A 19,113-nucleotide genomic window follows, 5' to 3' on the forward strand; every position below is an offset into this window, starting at 1 on the left:
TCCCCGATCCTGGCCCATCCGCCAAGGCGGCTACTTGTGCTAGGAGCAGGCCATGGACGAGTTGGATCGCGCCGCGGCGGCGCACAGGGCAGGCGACTTCGAAGCGGCGGAGCGCGGCTATCGCGCCATGCCGAACGATCCGAGAGCGATGCACAACCTGGCCGTCCTGCTGGCCACCTTGCACCGACACGAGGAGGCCGAGACCTTCTTCCGCCGCTCGCTGGAGCTGAACCCCCAGGCGGGGCCGCCCGCCTTCAGCCTCTCGATGCAAATGCTGGCGCGCGGCGCCTACGCGGAAGCCTGGCCCTTCTACGAAGGCCGCCGCAATCAGCCGGGCCTCTTCATTCCCCATGTGAAGCAGTTGCCGGAATGGAAGGGCGAGCCGCTGGAGGGCAAGCGCCTGCTTGTGGTGGGCGAGCAGGGCTTCGGCGACCAGATCCAGTTCGCGCGGTTCATCCCTGCGCTCTGCCGACAGGCGAAGGTGACCTACCTCTGCTCGGATCGGCTGGTCCGCCTTTTCGCCGGTCAGCCGTTCCAGGCGATCGCCGGCGAGATCGGCGCGCCGGCGGCTCACGCCGACGCCTGGACGCTGGTGGGATCGCTGCCCCTGCGGCTGGGGATCACCCTCGGCAACCTGCCGCCGCCGCTGCCCCTGCCGGTCCGCTGGCGCGGAGCCCACGGGGGCGGCGTGGGCGTGGTGGTGCGAGGCCGTCCCACCCACACGCACGACGCCCATCGCTCGCTTGATCAAGTCTCGGCCGAGCGCGTGCTGGCCTGGGGCCGCGACCTGGCGCCCGAGGCGACCGGCGCGCGGGATTTCCTGGAAACGGCGCAGATCATCGCGGGGCTGGACGCCGTCGTTACGGTGGACACCGCGATCGCTCACCTGGCGGCCAGTATCGGCGCGCCAACCTGGATCCTGCTGGCCCGCCAAGGCCAGGACTGGCGCTGGCTGCGCCAGGGCCCTGGCAGCCCGTGGTATCCGTCGGCTCGGCTGTTCCGGCAGGGGCCGGAGGGCGGCTGGGCGGCCGTGCTGGACGAGGTCGAAGCCCAGCTGACCGCCCAGGGTTTGCGCTAGACCTGCGGCAGCGGCTGGGCGCGCGCCTGATCCAGGTAGCGGGCGCTCACCGGCTTCAGCTGCGCGTCCAGCTCGATCACCAGCGGATTGCCCGTGGGGATCTCGACGCCCATGATCCCCTCGTCGCTCAGGCCGAAGAGCAGCTTGACGATGGCGCGCAGAGAATTGCCGTGCGCCGCCACGAGCAGGGTCTCGCCGGCGGCCAGCTTCGGCGCGATCTCGGCGTCCCAGTAGGGCTGCACCCGATCCAGCGTGGTCTTCAGGCTCTCCGTAGCCGGCAGCTCGACACCTTCGTAACGGCGGTCCTTGGAGAAGTCCCACTCCGAGCCCGCTTCCATGGGCGGCGGCGGAACGTCATAGGAGCGACGCCACACCTTCACCTGCTCCTCGCCGTGCTTGGCGGCGGTCTCGGTCTTGTTCAGGCCGGTAAGGCCGCCGTAGTGGCGCTCATTCAGCCGCCAGTCCTTCACTTCCGGCACATAGGCCTGCTTGGCCGCGGCGAGGGCGAGCCAGGAGGTGCGGATCGCTCGCGTCAGGACCGATGTGTAGCAGCGGTCGATGCGCAGGCCTTCCTGGCCGATCAGCTCGCCGCCCTTGCGGGCCTGCGCCTCGCCTTCGGACGTAAGGTCCACGTCCACCCAGCCGGTGAACTTGTCCTCCAGGTTCCACTGGCTTTGTCCGTGGCGGAGCAGGATGAGCGTCGGCAAGGGGCGGCCTCCAATTGGGTTGGTGGTGAGCGGCTAGGGCTTGGAAGGGCTGCGCGTCAAGCAAACACACGCGGCGATTGGCCCCCGGCGGCCGCAGCCGCTATAGGGTGGCCATGTTCGACCGCCTCTATCTCCCGCTCCTGGGCGCCGCCGCCGTGGCCATGGTCGCCCTGGCGCTGGTGTGGCCGCAAGGGCTGGGCGCGCGCTCGCCCGGCCCGTTCGGCCACACGCCAGTCCAGCAGACGCCGGCCATGAAGGCGGCCCGCGAACGCGAAGCCGCCGCCGCTCGTCGCCGCGAGCAGGATGCCCGCGCCGCCATCCGCGATCTTCAGACCCAGGCCATCGCCCCGTCCCAATGAGCCAGTTCGACACCATCGCCGTCGGTCGCCGCGTGCTGACCGTCGAGTCCGAGGCCCTGGTCGCTCAGGCCGCCGCCCTGGACGACGCCTTCGCCACCGCCGTGAACCTGCTGTTCAACGCCAAGGGACGGATCATCTGCACCGGCATGGGCAAGTCCGGCCATGTGGCGCGCAAGATCGCCGCCACCTTCGCTTCGACCGGCAGCTCGGCCTTCTTCGTCCACCCGGCGGAAGCCAGCCACGGCGACCTCGGGATGATCACACAGGACGACGTGGTCGTCGGCCTGTCCAAATCCGGCGAGGCCAAGGAGCTGGCCGACATCCTGGCCTACACCAAGCGGTTCGGCATTCCGCTGATCGCGATCACCGCACAGCCGGGCAGCGCGCTGGGCCGGTCGGCCGACGTGGTGCTCCAGCTGGCGGACGCCCGCGAAGCGACAGCCGAGGTCAACGCCCCGACCACCTCTACCACCCTGCAGATCGCCATCGGCGACGCCTTGGCCGTGTCGCTTCTTGAGCGGCGGGGTTTCAAGCCGCAGGACTTCCACGTCTTCCATCCGGGCGGGAAGCTCGGCGCCATGCTCCGGATCGTCCGTGATCTGATGCACGGCGCGGACGAGCTGCCGCTGGTCTCGCTGGACGCCTCCATGCGCCAGACCCTTCTGGTGATGACGGAAAAGCGGTGGGGGATCGTAGGCGTGACGGACGCCGACGGGCGCCTGGTGGGCGCGATCAGCGACGGCGACCTGCGCCGCCACATTGATGGCCTGCTGGACCACACGGCCGGCGAGGTGATGACGCCCGGCCCGAAGAAGACCGTCCCGCCCGACATGTTGGCTTCCGAAGCCCTGGCGCGCATGAGCGAGCCGCCGCCGGCCGTCACCGTGCTGTTCGTTGTCGACGACGGCAAGCCGGTGGGCATCCTGCACGTGCACGACCTGCTGCGCGCCGGCGTGATGTAAGCCGCCGCTTGTTTGGCGCCAAAACGGTGCTCGCGGCGTTGTGGCCTCGGGGAAGAGGCGTGCTTCGCAGTCGGCTGCCGCGACCGTTCCCGACTGATTGATAGGAGCGTCTCGAATGCACCCCCGAGCTGGTCAGCCCGCGCGTCCGGAAGATCTCGTCGACGTAGATGCGCTGATCCGGTCTTACAGCGAGCTGACCCCGGATCCGGCCGATCCGGCGCAGCGTGTCAGCTTTGGGACGTCCGGGCACCGCGGCTCCAGCTTCGACAGCTCCTTCAATGAGGCTCACATCGCCGCCATCACCCAGGCGATCGTGGAGTATCGCGCCAGTGAGGGTGTGACGGGCCCGATCCTGATCGGCCGCGACACCCATGCGCTTTCCGAGCCTGCGTTCCGCACCACGCTGGAAGTGCTGGCCGCGAACGACGTGGAGTTCCTGGTGGATTCCCGCGACGGCTTCACGCCGACGCCCGCCGTCTCGCACGCTATTCTGAAGCTCAATGGCGCAGGCTCCCGCCGCCAAGCGGACGGCATCATCATCACGCCGTCTCACAACCCGCCGCGGGACGGCGGCTTCAAGTACAATCCGCCCTCCGGCGGGCCTGCCAGTTCAGCCGCGACTTCGGCGATCGCCGCGCGAGCAAACGCCTTGCTGACCGAAGGTCTCGCCGGCGTTCGGCGGGTTTCGTTCGAGCAGGCCCTCGCAAAAGCCGGCCGCTACGATTTCGTCGGCCAGTACGTCGACGACCTGCCAAGCATTCTGGATCTGGAAGCGATCCGGCGGGGCAAGGTGAAGATCGGCGCCGATCCACTCGGCGGCGCGAGCGTCGGCTACTGGGGCGAGATCGCCGACCGGCACGGGCTGGACCTGAAGATCGTCAATGCCACGGTGGACCCCCGTTGGGCCTTCATGCCCCTCGACACCGACGGCAAGATCCGGATGGACTGCTCTTCGGCCTCCGCGATGGCCAACCTGATCCAGATCATGAAGGGATCGGGCTCTTACCAGATCGCGACGGGCAACGACGCGGACGCGGATCGCCACGGCATCGTCACCGCCGACGGCGGCCTGATGAACCCCAATCACTATCTTGCCGTCGCGGTGGACTACCTGTTCCGGCATCGCGAGAACTGGGGCCACGACGTCGCTGTCGGCAAGACGCTTGTGTCGTCATCGATGATCGACCGGGTGGCGGCTGGTCTCGGGCGAGGTCTCTTTGAGACGCCTGTCGGCTTCAAGTACTTCGTGCCGGGCCTGCTGGACGGATCCATCGGCTTCGGCGGCGAGGAATCGGCCGGCGCCAGCTTCCTGCGGCGCGACGGTTCGGTCTGGACCACCGACAAGGACGGCATCCTTTTGGCGTTGCTGGCCGCCGAGATCACCGGCGCCACGGGCAAGAGCCCCAGCGAGCACTACACCGAGCTCGCCGCCCGCCACGGCGCGCCGGCCTATGCGCGAGTGGACGCGCCAGCGACCCGCGAACAGAAGGCCAAGCTTGGCGCTCTGAGCCCCAAGAACGTGGCCGCCGACACCTTGGCGGGCGAGCCGATCACCCACGTCCTGACCGAGGCCCCTGGAAACAACGAACCGATTGGCGGTCTGAAAGTCGTCACCGAGAACGCTTGGTTCGCCGCCCGGCCGTCCGGCACCGAGGACGTCTACAAGATCTATGCAGAGTCCTTCCTGGGCGAAGACCACCTGCGGAAGGTGCAGGATGAAGCGCGCGGTGTTGTAGCCGAAGCATTGTCAGGCTGATCCGCCTGCGCCAGAGAACTGCGGTTTCTAGTGTCACGCAGTGCTCCTATAGAAGACCTGCGTCCATAGAAGTTCCGGAGTTCTGATGCTGCCTATTCCTCGCGCCGACCTCGTTCCGAACACCTTCGAGTTCGAAACCCAGCCGCTGGTGAAAGCGACGGGTTTTCGCGAGTACGACGCCCGCTGGCTGTTCGGCTCCGAGATCAACCTGCTTGGCGTCGAGGCGCTCGGGCTAGGGCTGGGAACCTTCATCCATGAACTGGGCCAGAGACGCATCGTGGTCGGCCACGACTTCCGGTCCTACTCGCTGTCCATCAAGCAGGCCTTGACCATTGGCCTGGTGGCGGCCGGTTGCGAGGTGCTGGACATCGGTCTGGCGGTCTCGCCAATGGCCTATTTCGCTCAGTTCGATCTGGACGCGCCGTGCGTGGCCATGGTCACGGCTAGCCACAACGAGAACGGCTGGACCGGCGTGAAGATGGGCGCCCAGAAGCCGCTGACCTTCGGACCCGACGAGATGGGCCGCCTGAAGGAGATCGTGCTGAAGGGTGAGTGGCGGCAGCGCCCCGGCGGCACTCTCGCCCACATCGACGGCGTGGCGGAGCGCTACATTGTCGACGTGGCCGCGCGCGCTCAGCTGACCCGCCCGCTGAAGGTCATCGCGGCCTGCGGCAACGGCACGGCCGGCGCCTTCGCGCCTCAGGCCCTGCGGAAGATGGGCGTCGCCGAGGTCATCGAGATGGACACCCAGCTCGACTGGACCTTCCCCAAGTACAATCCGAACCCAGAAGACAGCGTCATGCTGCACGCCATGGCCGCGGCGGTGCGCGAGCATGGAGCGGACGTGGCCCTGGGCTTCGATGGCGACGGCGATCGTTGCGGCGTGGTGGACGACGAGGGCGAGGAGATCTTCGCCGACAAGATCGGCTTGATGCTCGCGCGAGACCTGTCGGACCTGCACAAGGACGCCACCTTCATCGTCGACGTGAAGTCGACCGGCCTCTTCGCGACCGACGAGGTGTTGAAGGGCAACGGCGCCAACACCGTCTACTGGAAGACGGGCCACAGCTACATCAAGCGCAAGACCGCCGAACTCGGCGCCTTGGCGGGCTTTGAGAAGAGCGGGCACTTCTTCTTCAACGCTCCGATCGGACGCGGCTATGACGACGGCCTGGTGGCCGCCGCCGCCATTCTGTCCATGCTTGATCGCAATCCCGGCAAGAAGCTCTCAGATCTGAAGAGGGCCCTGCCGCTCGCCTACACCTCGCTGACCATGAGCCCGCACTGCGGTGACGAGGTGAAGTACAAGGTCGTCGACGACGTGGTCGCCGAGTACACGGCCATGCGCGATGCTGGCGGCACGATCCTCGGTCGCAAGATCATAGATCTGATCACGGTCAACGGCGTGCGGGTCGCGCTGGAGGACGGGTCCTGGGTTCTGGTCCGGGCCTCTTCCAACAAGCCCGAGATCGTCGTGGTGGTGGAAAGCACGCAGTCCGAAGACGACATGCGGCGCCTGTTCCGTGAAGAAGTGAAGCCGCGCCTGGGCAAACGTCCGGAAGTCGGCGCGTATAACCAAGAAATCTAGAAGTGTTGCGCTAGTTCGCTAGCGAAGAAACCGGCTGCGTGGCAAAGCGCAGCCGGAAGCTTTTCGGGGGCTATTCATGCACGTGGCGATGATCGGGACCGGCTATGTGGGGCTGGTCAGCGGGGCCTGTTTCGCCGACTTCGGCCACACGGTGACCTGCATCGACAAGGATGCCGGCAAGATCGAGCGCCTGAAGGCCGGCGGCATTCCGATCTATGAGCCGGGTCTGGACGCGCTAGTTGCGCGCAATGTCGAGGCCGGCCGTCTGTTCTTTACCACGGAAGCTGCCGAAGCGGTGAAGAACGCCGACGCCGTGTTCATCGCCGTGGGCACGCCCTCTCGTCGTGGCGACGGACATGCGGACCTGTCCTACGTCTATGCAGCGGCGGAAGAGATCGCCGGCTTGGTGGACGGCTTTACGGTCGTTGTGACCAAGTCGACCGTGCCGGTCGGCACCGGCGACGAGATCGAGAAGATCATTGCCCGCGTGCGCCCTGACGCCGACGTGGCGGTGGTCTCCAACCCCGAGTTCCTGCGCGAAGGCGCGGCCATCGAAGACTTCAAGCGTCCGGACCGGGTTGTGGTCGGCACCGACGACGAGCGGGCGCGGGCGGTGATGCGCGAGCTCTACCGGCCGCTGTACCTGAACGAAACGCCGATCCAGTTCACCGGCCGGCGGACCAGCGAGCTGATCAAGTACGCCGGCAACGCCTTCCTCGCCATGAAGATCACCTTCATCAACGAGATCGCCGACCTGTGCGAGGCGGTGGGCGCGGACGTCCAGCAGGTGGCCCGCGGCATCGGCCTGGATGGCCGCATCGGCTCGAAGTTCCTGAACGCAGGCCCTGGCTACGGCGGCTCCTGCTTCCCCAAGGACACCCTGGCCTTGGTGCGGACGGCGCGCGACGCCAATTCTCCGGTTCAGCTCATCGAGACCACCGTGAAGGTCAACGACGAGCGCAAGAAGGCGATGGCCCAGAAGGTCATCAAAGCCGTCGACGGCCAGGATCTGACCGGCAAGACGATCGGCGTGCTGGGCCTGACCTTCAAGCCGAACACCGATGACATGCGCGATGCGCCCAGCCTGGACATCGTGCCGGCGCTGCAGGCGGCGGGCGCCTCGGTGCAGGCTTTCGATCCGGAAGGTCACGAGGCCAAGCACATGCTGAAGCACGTCCAGTTCAAGGACGATCCCTACGACGTGGCCGAAGGCGCCGACGCCCTGCTGATCATCACCGAGTGGGACGAGTTCCGCGCGCTCGACCTCGATCGTATCAAGCTGCTGATGAACAAGCCGGTGCTGGTCGACCTGCGCAACATCTACAAGCCGGATGACATCCGCGCGCGCGGCTTCGACTACACCAGCGTCGGACGCGCCTGATCCTGCCCTAGGCCGTGTGGTTGAGGCGCACCAGCAGGGCGCCCAGCCACAGGAGGCCGGCCCATAGCACCGTGGACAGCACGACCATGGTGGCGAGGGAGCTCAGCTTCGGCGGCGTGATCGCCGGCCGCCGGGCCGAACCCGTTGTGGGCGCGCGCCGCATAGTTCCTCCCGAGTATTCCGGGCGCCTCACCGGCCGTGCGATTCAGCGCCGATTTTTCGGCATCCTGTTGGCGCGTCGCGGCTTCGCGCAAGTGTCAAAAAGCAAGACCCAGCTCGCGGGGCGAGCCGGGTCTGGCAAACTCAGAACAGTCTTGGGGTTGAGGCGGGTTCGCGGCTATGCCGCCACCTTCTTGACGACGCCGGCGATCTCGCCGACCACCCTGCGCACCAGGCTCTCGTCGTCTCCTTCGGCCATGATCCGGATCAGCGGCTCGGTCCCGGACGCGCGAACCACAATGCGGCCGGAGCCGTTCAGGGCCGCCTCGGCATCGGCGATGGCTTCCTTGACCTGCTTGTCTTCCAGCGGCTTGCCGGAGGCGAAGCGGACGTTCTCCAGCAACTGCGGAACGGGCTCGAACTGCCGGGCCAGAGCGCTCATTGGCTTGCCGGAGTCCTTCAGCACCGCGAGCACCTGCAGGGCGGCCAACAGGCCATCGCCGGTGGTCGCGAACTCGCGGAGGATGATGTGACCCGACTGCTCGCCGCCGAGGTTGAAGCCGCCTTCCCGCATCCGCTGCATGACGTAGCGGTCGCCCACCTGCGTGCGCTCCAGCTTTAGGCCACGAGTTGCCATGAATCGCTCGAGGCCAAGGTTCGACATCACCGTCGCCACCACGCCGCCACCCACCAGGCGATCGCGCTTGGCCCAGTGGTCGGCGATCAGCGCCATGATCTGGTCGCCGTCGACGACCCGGCCCTTCTCGTCGCAGATCACCAGCCGGTCCGCATCGCCATCCAGGGCGATGCCGATATCGGCGCGGTACTCTTTGACCATCTTCTGCATCAGCGCCGGCTGGGTGGAGCCAACCTCGTCGTTGATGTTGAAGCCGTCCGGCGCCACGCCGATCGGGATCACCTCGGCGCCCAGTTCGTACAGTGCGGTAGGCGCGACTTTGTAGGCGGCGCCGTTGGCGCAATCGATCACCACCCGCATGCCCGACAGGCTGAGACGCCGCGGGAAGGTCGCCTTGGCGATCTCCACATAACGCGCTTGCGAGTCGTCGATGCGCTGCACGCGGCCGAGCTTCGAAGGCGACGCCAGCCCTTCCTGCAGGCCTTGATCCATCAACGCTTCGATCTCGAGCTCGCGCTCGTCGGAAAGCTTGTAGCCATCCGGGCCGAACAGCTTGATGCCGTTGTCAGAGAACACGTTGTGGGAGGCGGAGATCATCACGCCGAGGTCGGCGCGCAGGCTGCGGGTCATCATGGCGACGCCGGGCGTCGGCAGCGGCCCGAACAGCCGGACGTCCATACCCACGCTGGTGAAGCCGGCCACCAGCGCCGGCTCGATCATGTAGCCCGAAAGCCGCGTGTCCTTGCCGATCACGACGAGGTGGCGCCGTTCGTCCTTGGACATGAACAGCTTGCCGGCGGCCATGCCGACGCGCAGGGCCACTTCCGCCGTCATGGGGTAGCGGTTCGCCTGACCGCGGATGCCATCCGTGCCGAAGTAAGCGCGCTTGCTCATGGTGCGATTGCTCTCGAAACGATCCGAAACCCAGATTTAGTCGACGCCCGCTTGCCAGATGCTAAAGCCGCACCGTCAAGCCGGAGCCGGACGGCCCGCCTCTACCACAAAGGAAGCCCAGCCCAATGTGCGGCATTATTGGCATCGTCGGGACGCAGTCAGTCCAAGAGCGCCTCATCGATAGCCTCAAGCGCCTCGAATACCGCGGCTATGACTCCGCGGGCATCGCAGGCGTGGTGGGCGGACAGCTCGAGCGCCGCCGGGCTCAGGGCAAGATCCGCAACCTGGAAGAGGTGCTGTCCGAGCACCCGCTGCAAGCGACCGTTGGTATCGGCCACACCCGCTGGGCCACCCATGGCGCGCCGTCCGAGCGCAACGCCCACCCGCACAAGGCCGGGCGAGTGACGCTGGTGCACAACGGCATCATCGAGAACTACGCAGAGCTGCGAGAAGCCTTGAGGGCCCACGGCCGCAGCTTTGAAAGCGACACCGACACGGAAGTGATCGCCCAGCTGTTGGACTCCGAGCTCGACACGGGCAAGGCCCCGCTGGAGGCGTTCAAGGCGACCCTCGACAAGCTGACCGGGGCCTATGCGCTGGCGGTTCTGGTGCAGGGCGAAGACGAGCTGATGATGGGCGCGCGCCGCGGCAGCCCCCTGGTGGTGGGCTACGGCCAGGGCGAGATGTTCATAGGCTCCGACGCCCTGGCGGTCGGCCCATTCACGAACCGGATCTCCTACCTGGACGAAGGCGACTACGTCGCCATCAACCATGGCTCGGCGCGTATTTTCGACGAGGCCGGCCAGCCGGTGGAGCGCAAGATCCAGACAGTCGCCGCCTCCGCCGCCTTGGTCGAGAAGGGCAACTACCGCCACTTCATGGAAAAGGAGATCCACGACCAGCCGGAAGGGTGCCAGCGCACCATCGCGGCCTATGTGGATACCTTGACGGCGCACACTGCTATTCCGGGCGAGGTTGACTGGGCGCGACTGGAGCGGGTGCAGATCGTCGCCTGCGGCACCTCCTACATCGCCGGCTTGATGGGCAAGTACCTGATTGAGCAGCTGGCCGACCTGCCGGTGGACGTCGAGATCGCGTCCGAGTTCCGCTACCGCCAGCCCGCCTTGCGCAAGGACGCCCTGGCTATCGCAATGTCGCAGTCGGGTGAGACGGCCGACACCCTCGCGGCCCTGCGCTTCTGTCAGGCCAAGGGCATGATGACCGCCGCGGTGGTGAACGCCGTGGAGTCCACCATGGCCCGTGAAGTGGACGTGGTCTGGCCGATCCACTGCGGGCCGGAGATCGGCGTGGCCTCCACCAAGGCCTTCACCGCCCAGGTAAGCGTCCTGACCGCCGTGGCTGTCGCCGCAGCCCGCGCCCGAGGCCGGATCGACGAAGCCGAGGAGCAGCGCCTCGTCCGTGTGCTGCTGGAAGCGCCGCGGCTGATCGCCGAGTCCATCAAGCTGGAGGAGGCGGTCCGCAGCATCGCCCTGGACGTCTCCCGCGCGCGTGACGTGCTCTACCTCGGCCGCGGGCCGATGTACCCGCTCGCGCTGGAAGGCGCGCTGAAGCTGAAGGAAATCAGCTACATTCACGCTGAAGGCTATGCCGCAGGCGAGCTGAAGCACGGCCCCATCGCCCTAGTGGACGAGCAGACGCCGATCGTGATCCTGGCGCCCTTCGACAGCTATTTCGAGAAGTCCGCCTCGAACATGCAGGAGGTCATGGCCCGCGGGGGCCAGGTGATCTTCATCACCGATCCCGAAGGCGAGCGACATGCGCCGGCCGGAGCTCGCGTGGTGGTCACCGCGCCCAAGTGTGATCCGCTGATCGCGCCGCTGGTCCTATCGGCGCCCGTGCAGCTGCTCGCCTATCACGTGGCGGTCTGCAAGGGGGCGGACGTCGACCAGCCCCGCAACCTCGCTAAGTCCGTCACGGTCGAGTAGCGGTCAAAGAAAAGCGGCGGCCGCAGAACGGCCGCCGCCGCAGACCCGAAGGTCGCAGATCTTATTGAGTGGTGCCGGTGCCGCTGCCGCTGCCCGTGCCGGTGGAGCCGGTCGTGCCGCCGGTCGCGCCCGTGGTGCTGGAGCCCATCGTGCCGGTCGCGCCGCCGGCGCCCGCCGCGCCCGTGGTTCCCGTCGTACCCGTAGCGCCCATGGCGCCCGTGTCACCGGTCGTGCCCATCGCGCCCGCAGCGGCGGGATCGGTCGTGGTCGTGCCCATGGCGCCGGCGCCAGCCGGAGGCGTGGTGGTGGTGGCGGCGTCAGCCGGAGCGGTCGCGGCCGTGTCGGTGGCGGCGCCGGTCGCGGCGGTGTCCGATTTGTTGCCGCAAGCCGAAAGACCGGCGGCCAGCACGGCGGCCGCGGCCACCGAGGTCAGGATACGCATCTTCATCGTAGGCTCCCTGGAAAACAGAAATCCCCCCGATCAAGGTAAGCGTACACGCCGCCGTGAGATCCCGGAATTGTGATCTGATGGTCTGCGCTAATTTTTGTCGCAGGCCTGTGTGGATTCTGAGCCAAGGCTTCTTTAGCAACAAAGAACCTGGGTCCACGGATCGAAACGCCCGCCCGGACGTTTTGGCGCCTGCCAGAGCTCAAAGCTGAGCCGTGGCCCATGTGCTCGGAGGGGTGATGACGAAACGTGTGCGTAAGGCGGTCCTGCCGGTGGCAGGCCTTGGGACCCGTGTGCTGCCGGGGGCCAAAACCACCCCGAAGAACATGCTCAACGTCGTGGACCGGCCCATCCTGTCCTACATCGTTGAGGAGGCCCGCGCTGCGGGCATCGAACACTTCGTCTTCATCGTCGGCCGCGGCCAGAACGCGATCGAGGACTATTTCGACTCCAGCCCCGAAATCGAGCAGGCGCTGGAAGCCAAGAAGAAGACTTCGATCCTCGAGGAGGTCCGCCGCGACTTGCCGCAGCCGGGCGAGATGAGCTTCATCCGCCAGATGGCGCCGCTGGGCCTTGGCCACGCCGTGTGGTGCGCCCGGGACGTGATCGGCGACGAGCCCTTCGCCGTGATGCTGCCGGACATGTTGATGGCCACCGAGCGCCCGGCCCTGGCTCAGGCGGTGGACGCCTATGAGAAGGTCGGCGGCAACATCGTGGTGGTGGAGCCCGCGCCTGAAGGCGAGGCCCACAAGTACGGCATCGTGGCCCTCGACGGGCAGGACGGTCGCCTGAACCGCATGACCGGCATGGTGGAAAAGCCCGCACCGGGCACCGAGCCGTCGAACCTGTTCATCTCGGGCCGCTACATCCTGCAGCCCGAGATCTTCAACATCCTGGAAACCCAGGAGCGCGGCGCCGGCGGCGAGATCCAGCTCACCGACGGCATGGCCAACCTGATGGCCAAGCAGGACTTCCACGCGCTCGAGTACGAGGGCGTCACCTACGACTGCGGCGACAAGATCGGCCTCCTGCGCGCAAACGTGGCGTTCGCGCTGCGCCGGCCGGACCTCGCGGACGCCGCGCGGCAAGCCATTCAGGAACTGCTCTAGACGCCGGACGCGGCGGCCTTCTTTGCGAAGGCCGCCCTTCCGCACGCCACGTTCCTAGGTTAGCCATTGGTTTGTCGGGGAAAGGCGAACGTTCGGAGGAGCGATGCGCGTACTGATCCTCGGCGGCGACGGGTTTTGCGGCTGGCCCACAGCCCTGCACCTGTCCGCGCGCGGCCACCAGCTGGCCATCGTGGACAACCTTTCGCGGCGGCGCATCGACGAGGAGCTGGGCGCAGGGTCCCTGACGCCGATCGCGCCGGTCGACATGCGCCTTCACGCCTGGCGCGAAGTGTCGGGCCGGACGATCGACTTCCACCACCTGACGGTCGGCAAGGAATACGAGGCGCTGCTGGCGGTGCTGCACGAGCTGCGTCCAGACGCCATCGTCCACTTCGCTGAGCAGCGGGCCGCGCCCTATTCGATGAAGTCCGCGCGGCACAAGCGCTACACGATCGACAACAACCTGAACGCCACCAACGACGTCCTGGCGGCCATCGTCGACAGCGGGCTGGACGTCCACCTCGTGCACCTGGGCACCATGGGTGTCTATGGCTACGGCACGGCGGGCGTTGCGATCCCGGAAGGCTATCTCACTGTGAAGGTGGAAACCCCGGACGGGTGGGAGCCGCGGGAAATCCTCTATCCGGCCAATCCCGGATCGATCTACCACCTGACCAAGACGCAAGACGCCCTGCTCTTTCAGTTCTACGCCAAGAACGACGGGCTGCGGATCACCGACCTGCACCAGGGCATCGTCTGGGGGACCCAGACGGAGGAGACGCGGCGTGATCCGCGGCTGGTCAATCGCTTCGACTACGACGGCGATTACGGCACCGTCCTCAACCGTTTCCTGATGCAAGCGGCTGTCGGATACCCGCTCACCGTCCACGGCGGCGGCGGACAGACGCGGGCCTTCATCAATATCCAGGACACGGTCCGCTGCGTTGAGCTGGCGCTGCTGCACCCGCCGGCACGGGGCGAGCGGGTCAAGGTCATGAATCAGATGACCGAGTGCTGGCGTGTGCGTGACCTCGCCGACATGGTCGCCCGCCTGACCGGAGCTCAGGTCGCGCACCTGCCCAACCCGCGTCAGGAGGCCGATGAGAACGACCTGGCGGTCGAGAACCAACGGCTGATGAGCTATGGATTGCAGCCGATCACCCTGGAAGAAGGGCTGCTGCTGGAAGTGACGGAAATCGCCCGCGCCTATTCCGACCGCGTCGACCGCTCGAAGATCCCCTGCGTCTCCTGCTGGAACGCCGAGCGTGCGGCCGCGCAGGACGCCGGCCCAGCTGCCGTGGCGGCTGCGGAGTAGCGCTTGCGGCTGTTCGTTTTCGGCTACGGCTTTTCCGCCAAAGCGCTCGCCCGCAGGCTTCGACCACAGGGCTGGAACATCGTCGCCACGGCCCGCACGGCGGAACGCGCTGCGGAGCTTACCGCAGAGGGCGTGCTGCCTGTGGCGTTGGACGATCGGGCAGCGATCGCTGCAGCGCTGGCGCAAAGCCGGGCGGTCCTGATCACGGCGCCCCCGACGGAAGCGGGCTGCCCCGCCCTGCCGGTGCTCGTACCGGCGCTGGCGCAGGGCGAGGCGTTTCCCGATTGGATCGGCTACCTATCCACCACCGGCGTCTACGGCGACCGGCGCGGCGGCTGGGTCAACGAAAACAGTCGTCTGGCGGCGCAATCCCTTGAAGGCGCCCGGCGGGTCGGAGCGGAGCGCGACTGGCTGGAAGTCGGACGCGGCATGGGTCTGACCGTCACCGTCTTTCGCCTGCCCGGCATCTATGGCCCCGGCCGCTCCACCTTCGATCGCTTGCGCGACGGGCGAGCCAAGCGCATCGCGCTGCCCGGCCACGTCTTTTCACGCATCCATGTCGAGGACCTGGCCGCGGGCCTGGAGGCCTCAATCCGCAGGCCCAGAGCCGGCGGCGTCTACAACCTTTGTGATGATGCGCCCGCGCCGAACAGCGAGGTGGTCGCCTTCGCAGCCGGGCTGCTGGGCGTGGAGCCGCCCCCCGAGGTGGCGATCACCCAGGCCGAACTGACCGGTCCGGCCCAGCGGTTCTATGCGGAGAGCAAGCGCGTCTCCAACGCCCGAGCGAAGGCCGAGCTTGGCTGGCGCCCCGCCCTGCCGACCTACCGCGAGGGACTCAAGGCGACCCTGGCGGCGGGCGGCTGAGCCGGGCGGCCACGAACGATGAAAGGCCGATGCCCGCCGCGATGAGCAGCAAGCCCGCGGCGTGGAACGGACGGAACGCTTCCCCGAGCACGGTGACGGCCAGGATCGCGCCGAAGAAGGGCTGCAGGTGCAGGAAATGCCCTGCCGATCCAGGTCCGAGCAGTTCCACCCCGCGGTTGAAGAACAAGTAGGCCAGGAAGGAAGGGAACAGGGCGACGTAGCCGATTCCGAGCATGGCAGGTGCTGTCAGGTGGATCCGCGCGCCGCCGGCGAATTCCCACCCGTAGAGCGGTCCCAGAAGCACCATCGACGTCAGAAAGGTCGCCCAGAGCAAGCTGAACGGGTGCACCGGCGGGCGTCGCCGCAGGATCAGCGAGTAGACCGCATAGAGCACCACGCCCAGGAAGATGATCCCATCGCCGCGGTTCAGATCCAGGTGCAACAGGTCCCAGGGGCGGCCGTGCGAGACCACCACCAACACGCCAAGCAGGGACAGCGCCACGCCTCCGATCTGCCATCGGGTGGTCCGCTCGCGCAGAGCGACCCAGGCGAAGAGCAGGATCAGCGGTGGAATCGCCGCCTGCATCAGCAGGCTGTTGAGCGCGGTGGTCTGATGCAGACCGACGTAAAGCAGCGCGCCGAAGCTCGCGACGCCTGTCACCGAAAGCGCGAGCACGGTGCGCCACCGCTGCACCAGGACTGCGCCGTCGGTCCGCAAGTGCGGCAGGGCAAGGGGCGTGACCAGCAGGAGGGCGAGGGTCCAGCGCCAGAAGGCCAGAGTGATCGGCGGCGTCACGCCCGCCAGCGCCCGTCCGGCGATCGAGTTGCCGGCCCAGAACAGCATGGTCGCGGCCAGCAGCAGCGGGCCGTTGCGCCACATCGGCGCGAAAACGGAGGGTTTCAGGCGCAGACCTCCGCCACGGCGGCGACAAGGCGCTGCAGATCCTGCGGTCGCGACAGCCGGTGGTCGCCGTCCTTGATCAGGCTGAACACCACGTCTCGGCTCTTCAAGCCCTGGGCGAGCTCCAGGGCATGGGTCCAGGGCACGTCGGGATCTTCGCCGCCTTGGAGAATGCGGACCGGCGCTTCGATGGCGACGGGGCCCGGCAGGATGGACCAGCGGGCGCCGTCATCCAGCAGAGACTGGCTGATCGGGTAAGGCTCCCCGTATTCGGAGGGGCGCATCCAGACGCCGTCGGCCTTCAGGGCCACATGGCCCTCGGGCGGGATCTCCATCAGCTTCTCGGTGAAGTCTGGGGCGGGAGCCACCAGAACCAGAGCCCGGATCCGCTCCGGCTGCGCCATGGCTGCAAGACTTGCGATCCAGCCGCCCATAGACGAGCCCACCAGAACCACCTCGCCGGTGGTCAGCTCGTCCAGGACCGCCAGGGCGTCCTCGCGCCAGCGGGTGATGGTTCCTTGCGCAAAGTCGCCGCTCGACTCGCCGTGTCCGAAGTAGTCGAACCTCACGTAGGCGCGGCCGCTCGCCTGCGCCCACTCGGCCAGCGCCTGGGCCTTGCTGCCCGCCATGTCGGAGCGGAAGCCGCCCAGCCACACCACCGTGGGACCCGCGCCCTCCACACGCCGCCAGGCCAGCCGCTCGCCGTCGGGCCGGGACAGAAATCCGCTCGTCTCACTCATGACCCTTCTCATAGCGGCTGCGACCGAGCGCGCCAGGGCTTCCGCTCGCCTTTACGCAGCCGCGTTTCGGGCTATGCAGGGGTCGTGGCGCTTCCTCCTGATTTCACCCTGCTGCAGGTCGTTCCCGAGCTCGAGACGGGCGGGGCCGAACAGACGACGCTGGATGTCGCGCGCGCAGTGATCGCGGCCGGCGGCAAGGCGCTTGTGGCCTCGCGTGGGGGCCGCATGGCGGCCCGGCTCGAGAACGACGGCGGGCAGCTGATCGCACTGCCGATGCAGACCAAGAACCCGCTTCGGATGGTCGGAAACGCGGCGCGGCTGGCCCAGCTGATCCGGCGCGAGAAGGTCAGCATCGTCCATGCCCGCTCGCGGGCGCCGGCGTTCTCGGCCCTGTGGGCGGCGCGGGCCACCGGGACGCCGTTCGTGGCCACCTACCACGGCGTCTACAAGGCGAAGAGCGCGCTGAAGCGCTGGTACAACGCCGTCATGACCCGCGGCGACTTGGTGATCGCCAATTCGGAATACACGCGCGACCACATCCTGGCCGAGCATGGCCTCGATCCGGCGAAGATGGTCACCATCCCACGCGGCGTGGACCTGGAACGGTTCGATCCAGCCCAGGTTAGCGACGAGCGGGTCACCGAGTTGCAGCGGGCTTGGGGGCTCGCGGCCAGCGACGCGCGGACCAAGATCCTGCTGGCCGGACGGCTGACGCGCATCAAGGGCCACCTGACGATCATCGAGGCCGCCGCGAAGCTGAAAGCGCAAGGCTTGAGCGATTTCGTGATCCTGTTCGCCGGCGATGATCAGGGGCGTGTCGAGTACCGGCAGGAGCTCATCAGTGCCATTGCAGCGGCTGGGCTTCAGCAGGAAATAAGGATTGTCGGGCATTGCTCGGACATGCCCGCGGCCTACCTCCTCAGCGACCTGGCCATCCTGCCGACCATCGTGCCGGAGTCGTTCGGCCGCGCGGCTGTCGAGCCGCAAGCCATGGGTCGTCCGGTAATCGCTTCCAGCCATGGCGGCACCACCGAAACCGTTGTCGGTGGGGTGACGGGGTGGCTCGCCGCGCCGGGGGATGCCGAGGCCTGGGCCGTCGCCCTTCGGCAGGCGATCGCCCTCGGCCCCGACGGGCGCGCTCGCATGGGCAAGGCGGGCGCCGAGCGCTCGCGCCGGCTCTACTCGGTGGACGCCATGTGCGCCGCCACCCTCGCCGCTTACGAGCGGGTGCTGGAGGCCCACAGCTGATGGCCCGTCACGTCGAGAAGATCCTGGTCATCAAGCTGTCCGCCCTGGGCGATTTTGTCCTGGCGCTCGCGGCCATGAAGAAGATCCGTGAGGCGCACCGCAAGGCGCACATCACCCTTCTGACCACGCCGCCCTTCGAAGCGCTGGCGAAGTCCTGCCCTTACTTCAACGCGGTCGAGACGGATGGACGGCCGGAGAACTTCGCCCAATGGATGGTTCTGCGGAAGCGGATCAAGGCGGCGAACTTCGACCGGGTCTACGACCTGCAGACATCCGCCCACTCCAACCGCATCTTCCAGGCCCTGCGGCCGAACCCGCCGGCGTGGTCGGGCATCGCCTTCGGTTGCGCCCTTCCGCACAAGAACCCGCTGCGCGACTCCATGCACACCCTGGAGCGTCAGGCCGACCAGCTGATGTACGCCGGAATCTGGCCTGATGCGCCGACTGCGCCGGGCGCGGCGCCTGGGCCCGACTTGTCCTGGATCTGGAAGAACATGCCCTCCGACCGGCCCGTGCCGGGCGGGGTCAAGCCGCGCCCCTACGCCATGCTCGTGCCGGGCGGCTCGGCCCATCGGCCGGAGAAGCGCTGGCCCGTTGAGAAGTACGGCGAGCTGGCCCGGATCCTCTACGCCAAGGGCCTGGACATCGTGATCATCGGCGGACCGCAGGAGACGCCGCTGGCCCACATGATTCAGCGCGATGTGCCGCGCGCCCGCGACCTGACAGGCCGCACCGACTTCGGCCGCATCGCGATCCTCGGCGCTAAGGCGGCGTTGGCAGTTGGAAACGACACCGGTCCGCTGCACCTGGCGGCTGCCGCAGGCGCGCCCACCGTGGTGCTGTTTTCCGGCGCTTCAGACCCAGCCCTGTCGGCGCCGCGCGGCCGGGTGGCGGTGCTGCAGGCCGCCCGCCTGTCCGACCTGCCTGTGGCTACGGTGGCACAGACCGCCATTTCTCTTAGGTCCGAGGGCGCTGGCGCGGCTTGATACCGGGCGCCCCCTCAATCATATACTGACATCTA

General features: G+C 67.5%; 18 protein-coding genes. 12 read left to right on the forward strand and 6 right to left on the reverse strand.

Annotated features, from left to right (window positions below; all coding sequences use genetic code 11):
- The first annotated feature begins 52 nt into the window (after nucleotides 1-52).
- Complete coding sequence (locus DJ018_RS02440; protein ID WP_111513234.1) at nucleotides 53-1,078, forward strand: tetratricopeptide repeat protein; 1,026 nt, start codon at nucleotides 53-55, stop codon at nucleotides 1,076-1,078.
- Here DJ018_RS02440 and gpmA read toward each other — a convergent pair.
- Complete coding sequence (gene gpmA, locus DJ018_RS02445; protein WP_111513264.1) at nucleotides 1,075-1,785, reverse strand: 2,3-diphosphoglycerate-dependent phosphoglycerate mutase; 711 nt, start codon at nucleotides 1,783-1,785, stop codon at nucleotides 1,075-1,077. The genes DJ018_RS02440 and gpmA overlap by 4 nt on opposite strands.
- Nucleotides 1,786-1,898: 113 nt before the next feature.
- Here gpmA and DJ018_RS02450 point away from each other — a divergent pair, with 113 nt between their 5' ends.
- From DJ018_RS02450 to DJ018_RS02470, 5 genes are all read left to right on the forward strand, one after another.
- Nucleotides 1,899-2,144 (forward strand): hypothetical protein, encoded by a 246-nt coding sequence (locus DJ018_RS02450; RefSeq protein ID WP_111513265.1) that lies wholly within the window; start codon nucleotides 1,899-1,901, stop codon nucleotides 2,142-2,144.
- Entirely contained in the window at nucleotides 2,141-3,106 is a 966-nt protein-coding gene (locus tag DJ018_RS02455) for a KpsF/GutQ family sugar-phosphate isomerase (protein ID WP_111513266.1), read from the forward strand. The genes DJ018_RS02450 and DJ018_RS02455 overlap by 4 nt, the downstream gene beginning before the upstream one ends.
- Nucleotides 3,107-3,221: 115 nt before the next feature.
- Nucleotides 3,222-4,862: a phosphoglucomutase (alpha-D-glucose-1,6-bisphosphate-dependent) gene (gene pgm / locus DJ018_RS02460; RefSeq protein ID WP_111513267.1), complete on the forward strand. Its 1,641-nt coding sequence runs from the start codon at nucleotides 3,222-3,224 to the stop codon at nucleotides 4,860-4,862.
- A gap of 85 nt (nucleotides 4,863-4,947) precedes the next feature.
- Entirely contained in the window at nucleotides 4,948-6,450 is a 1,503-nt protein-coding gene (locus DJ018_RS02465) for a phosphomannomutase/phosphoglucomutase (protein ID WP_111513268.1), read from the forward strand.
- A 76-nt stretch (nucleotides 6,451-6,526) separates the two neighbouring features.
- Entirely contained in the window at nucleotides 6,527-7,831 is a 1,305-nt protein-coding gene (locus DJ018_RS02470; RefSeq protein WP_111513269.1) for a UDP-glucose dehydrogenase family protein, read from the forward strand.
- Between the two features lie 7 nt (nucleotides 7,832-7,838).
- On the opposite strand, the gene DJ018_RS19090 is transcribed toward DJ018_RS02470, so the two are convergent.
- Nucleotides 7,839-7,994, reverse strand: coding sequence for a hypothetical protein (locus tag DJ018_RS19090; protein ID WP_165842776.1), 156 nt, complete (start codon nucleotides 7,992-7,994; stop codon nucleotides 7,839-7,841).
- A 174-nt stretch (nucleotides 7,995-8,168) separates the two neighbouring features.
- Nucleotides 8,169-9,521, reverse strand: a complete 1,353-nt coding sequence (gene glmM, locus DJ018_RS02475; protein WP_111513271.1) for a phosphoglucosamine mutase — start codon at nucleotides 9,519-9,521, stop codon at nucleotides 8,169-8,171.
- Between the two features lie 125 nt (nucleotides 9,522-9,646).
- On the opposite strand from glmM, the gene glmS reads away from it, so the two are divergent.
- Nucleotides 9,647-11,467 (forward strand): glutamine--fructose-6-phosphate transaminase (isomerizing), encoded by a 1,821-nt coding sequence (gene glmS / locus DJ018_RS02480; protein WP_111513273.1) that lies wholly within the window; start codon nucleotides 9,647-9,649, stop codon nucleotides 11,465-11,467.
- Between the two features lie 61 nt (nucleotides 11,468-11,528).
- Here the strand turns inward: glmS and DJ018_RS02485 are convergent, their stop codons facing one another.
- Complete coding sequence (locus DJ018_RS02485) at nucleotides 11,529-11,915, reverse strand: hypothetical protein (RefSeq protein ID WP_111513275.1); 387 nt, start codon at nucleotides 11,913-11,915, stop codon at nucleotides 11,529-11,531.
- A gap of 239 nt (nucleotides 11,916-12,154) precedes the next feature.
- On the opposite strand from DJ018_RS02485, the gene DJ018_RS02490 reads away from it, so the two are divergent.
- From DJ018_RS02490 to DJ018_RS02500, 3 genes are all read left to right on the forward strand, one after another.
- A complete protein-coding gene (locus DJ018_RS02490; protein WP_111513277.1) occupies nucleotides 12,155-13,024 on the forward strand; it encodes a UTP--glucose-1-phosphate uridylyltransferase in 870 nt (289 codons plus the stop codon).
- A gap of 103 nt (nucleotides 13,025-13,127) precedes the next feature.
- Nucleotides 13,128-14,339: an NAD-dependent epimerase/dehydratase family protein gene (locus DJ018_RS02495; protein ID WP_111513279.1), complete on the forward strand. Its 1,212-nt coding sequence runs from the start codon at nucleotides 13,128-13,130 to the stop codon at nucleotides 14,337-14,339.
- Between the two features lie 3 nt (nucleotides 14,340-14,342).
- Complete coding sequence (locus DJ018_RS02500; protein WP_111513280.1) at nucleotides 14,343-15,203, forward strand: SDR family oxidoreductase; 861 nt, start codon at nucleotides 14,343-14,345, stop codon at nucleotides 15,201-15,203.
- Here DJ018_RS02500 and DJ018_RS02505 read toward each other — a convergent pair.
- Together DJ018_RS02505 and DJ018_RS02510 are read right to left on the reverse strand one after the other, a co-directional pair.
- Nucleotides 15,175-16,083 carry a DMT family transporter gene (locus DJ018_RS02505; RefSeq protein ID WP_111513282.1) on the reverse strand — a complete coding sequence of 303 codons (909 nt, stop codon included), beginning with the start codon at nucleotides 16,081-16,083 and terminating at the stop codon, nucleotides 15,175-15,177. The genes DJ018_RS02500 and DJ018_RS02505 overlap by 29 nt on opposite strands.
- A 20-nt stretch (nucleotides 16,084-16,103) precedes the next feature.
- Nucleotides 16,104-16,844, reverse strand: a complete 741-nt coding sequence (locus tag DJ018_RS02510) for an alpha/beta fold hydrolase (RefSeq protein WP_111513284.1) — start codon at nucleotides 16,842-16,844, stop codon at nucleotides 16,104-16,106.
- 84 nt (nucleotides 16,845-16,928) lie between these two features.
- Between DJ018_RS02510 and DJ018_RS02515 the strand changes: the two genes are divergently transcribed.
- Both DJ018_RS02515 and DJ018_RS02520 read left to right on the forward strand, forming a co-directional pair.
- Nucleotides 16,929-18,092, forward strand: coding sequence for a glycosyltransferase family 4 protein (locus DJ018_RS02515; protein WP_240609433.1), 1,164 nt, complete (start codon nucleotides 16,929-16,931; stop codon nucleotides 18,090-18,092).
- On the forward strand, nucleotides 18,092-19,078 hold the full coding sequence (locus DJ018_RS02520; RefSeq protein WP_111513285.1) for a glycosyltransferase family 9 protein: 987 nt from the start codon (nucleotides 18,092-18,094) through the stop codon (nucleotides 19,076-19,078). Before DJ018_RS02515 ends, DJ018_RS02520 begins: the two co-directional genes overlap by 1 nt.
- Nucleotides 19,079-19,113: the final 35 nt, after the last annotated feature.

The sequence above is a fragment of the Phenylobacterium deserti genome, from assembly GCF_003254705.1.
Lineage (GTDB): Bacteria > Pseudomonadota > Alphaproteobacteria > Caulobacterales > Caulobacteraceae > Phenylobacterium > Phenylobacterium deserti.

Coding starts and splice junctions, on each gene's coding strand:
- DJ018_RS02440 (WP_111513234.1), top strand. CDS start 53: ATGGACGAGTTGGATCGCGCCGCGGCGGCGCACAGGGCAGGCGACTTC.
- DJ018_RS02450 (WP_111513265.1), top strand. CDS start 1,899: ATGTTCGACCGCCTCTATCTCCCGCTCCTGGGCGCCGCCGCCGTGGCC.
- DJ018_RS02455 (WP_111513266.1), top strand. CDS start 2,141: ATGAGCCAGTTCGACACCATCGCCGTCGGTCGCCGCGTGCTGACCGTC.
- pgm (WP_111513267.1), top strand. CDS start 3,222: ATGCACCCCCGAGCTGGTCAGCCCGCGCGTCCGGAAGATCTCGTCGAC.
- DJ018_RS02465 (WP_111513268.1), top strand. CDS start 4,948: ATGCTGCCTATTCCTCGCGCCGACCTCGTTCCGAACACCTTCGAGTTC.
- DJ018_RS02470 (WP_111513269.1), top strand. CDS start 6,527: ATGCACGTGGCGATGATCGGGACCGGCTATGTGGGGCTGGTCAGCGGG.
- DJ018_RS19090 (WP_165842776.1), bottom strand. CDS start 7,994: ATGCGGCGCGCGCCCACAACGGGTTCGGCCCGGCGGCCGGCGATCACG.
- glmM (WP_111513271.1), bottom strand. CDS start 9,521: ATGAGCAAGCGCGCTTACTTCGGCACGGATGGCATCCGCGGTCAGGCG.
- glmS (WP_111513273.1), top strand. CDS start 9,647: ATGTGCGGCATTATTGGCATCGTCGGGACGCAGTCAGTCCAAGAGCGC.
- DJ018_RS02485 (WP_111513275.1), bottom strand. CDS start 11,915: ATGAAGATGCGTATCCTGACCTCGGTGGCCGCGGCCGCCGTGCTGGCC.
- DJ018_RS02490 (WP_111513277.1), top strand. CDS start 12,155: ATGACGAAACGTGTGCGTAAGGCGGTCCTGCCGGTGGCAGGCCTTGGG.
- DJ018_RS02495 (WP_111513279.1), top strand. CDS start 13,128: ATGCGCGTACTGATCCTCGGCGGCGACGGGTTTTGCGGCTGGCCCACA.
- DJ018_RS02505 (WP_111513282.1), bottom strand. CDS start 16,083: ATGTGGCGCAACGGCCCGCTGCTGCTGGCCGCGACCATGCTGTTCTGG.
- DJ018_RS02510 (WP_111513284.1), bottom strand. CDS start 16,844: ATGAGTGAGACGAGCGGATTTCTGTCCCGGCCCGACGGCGAGCGGCTG.
- DJ018_RS02520 (WP_111513285.1), top strand. CDS start 18,092: ATGGCCCGTCACGTCGAGAAGATCCTGGTCATCAAGCTGTCCGCCCTG.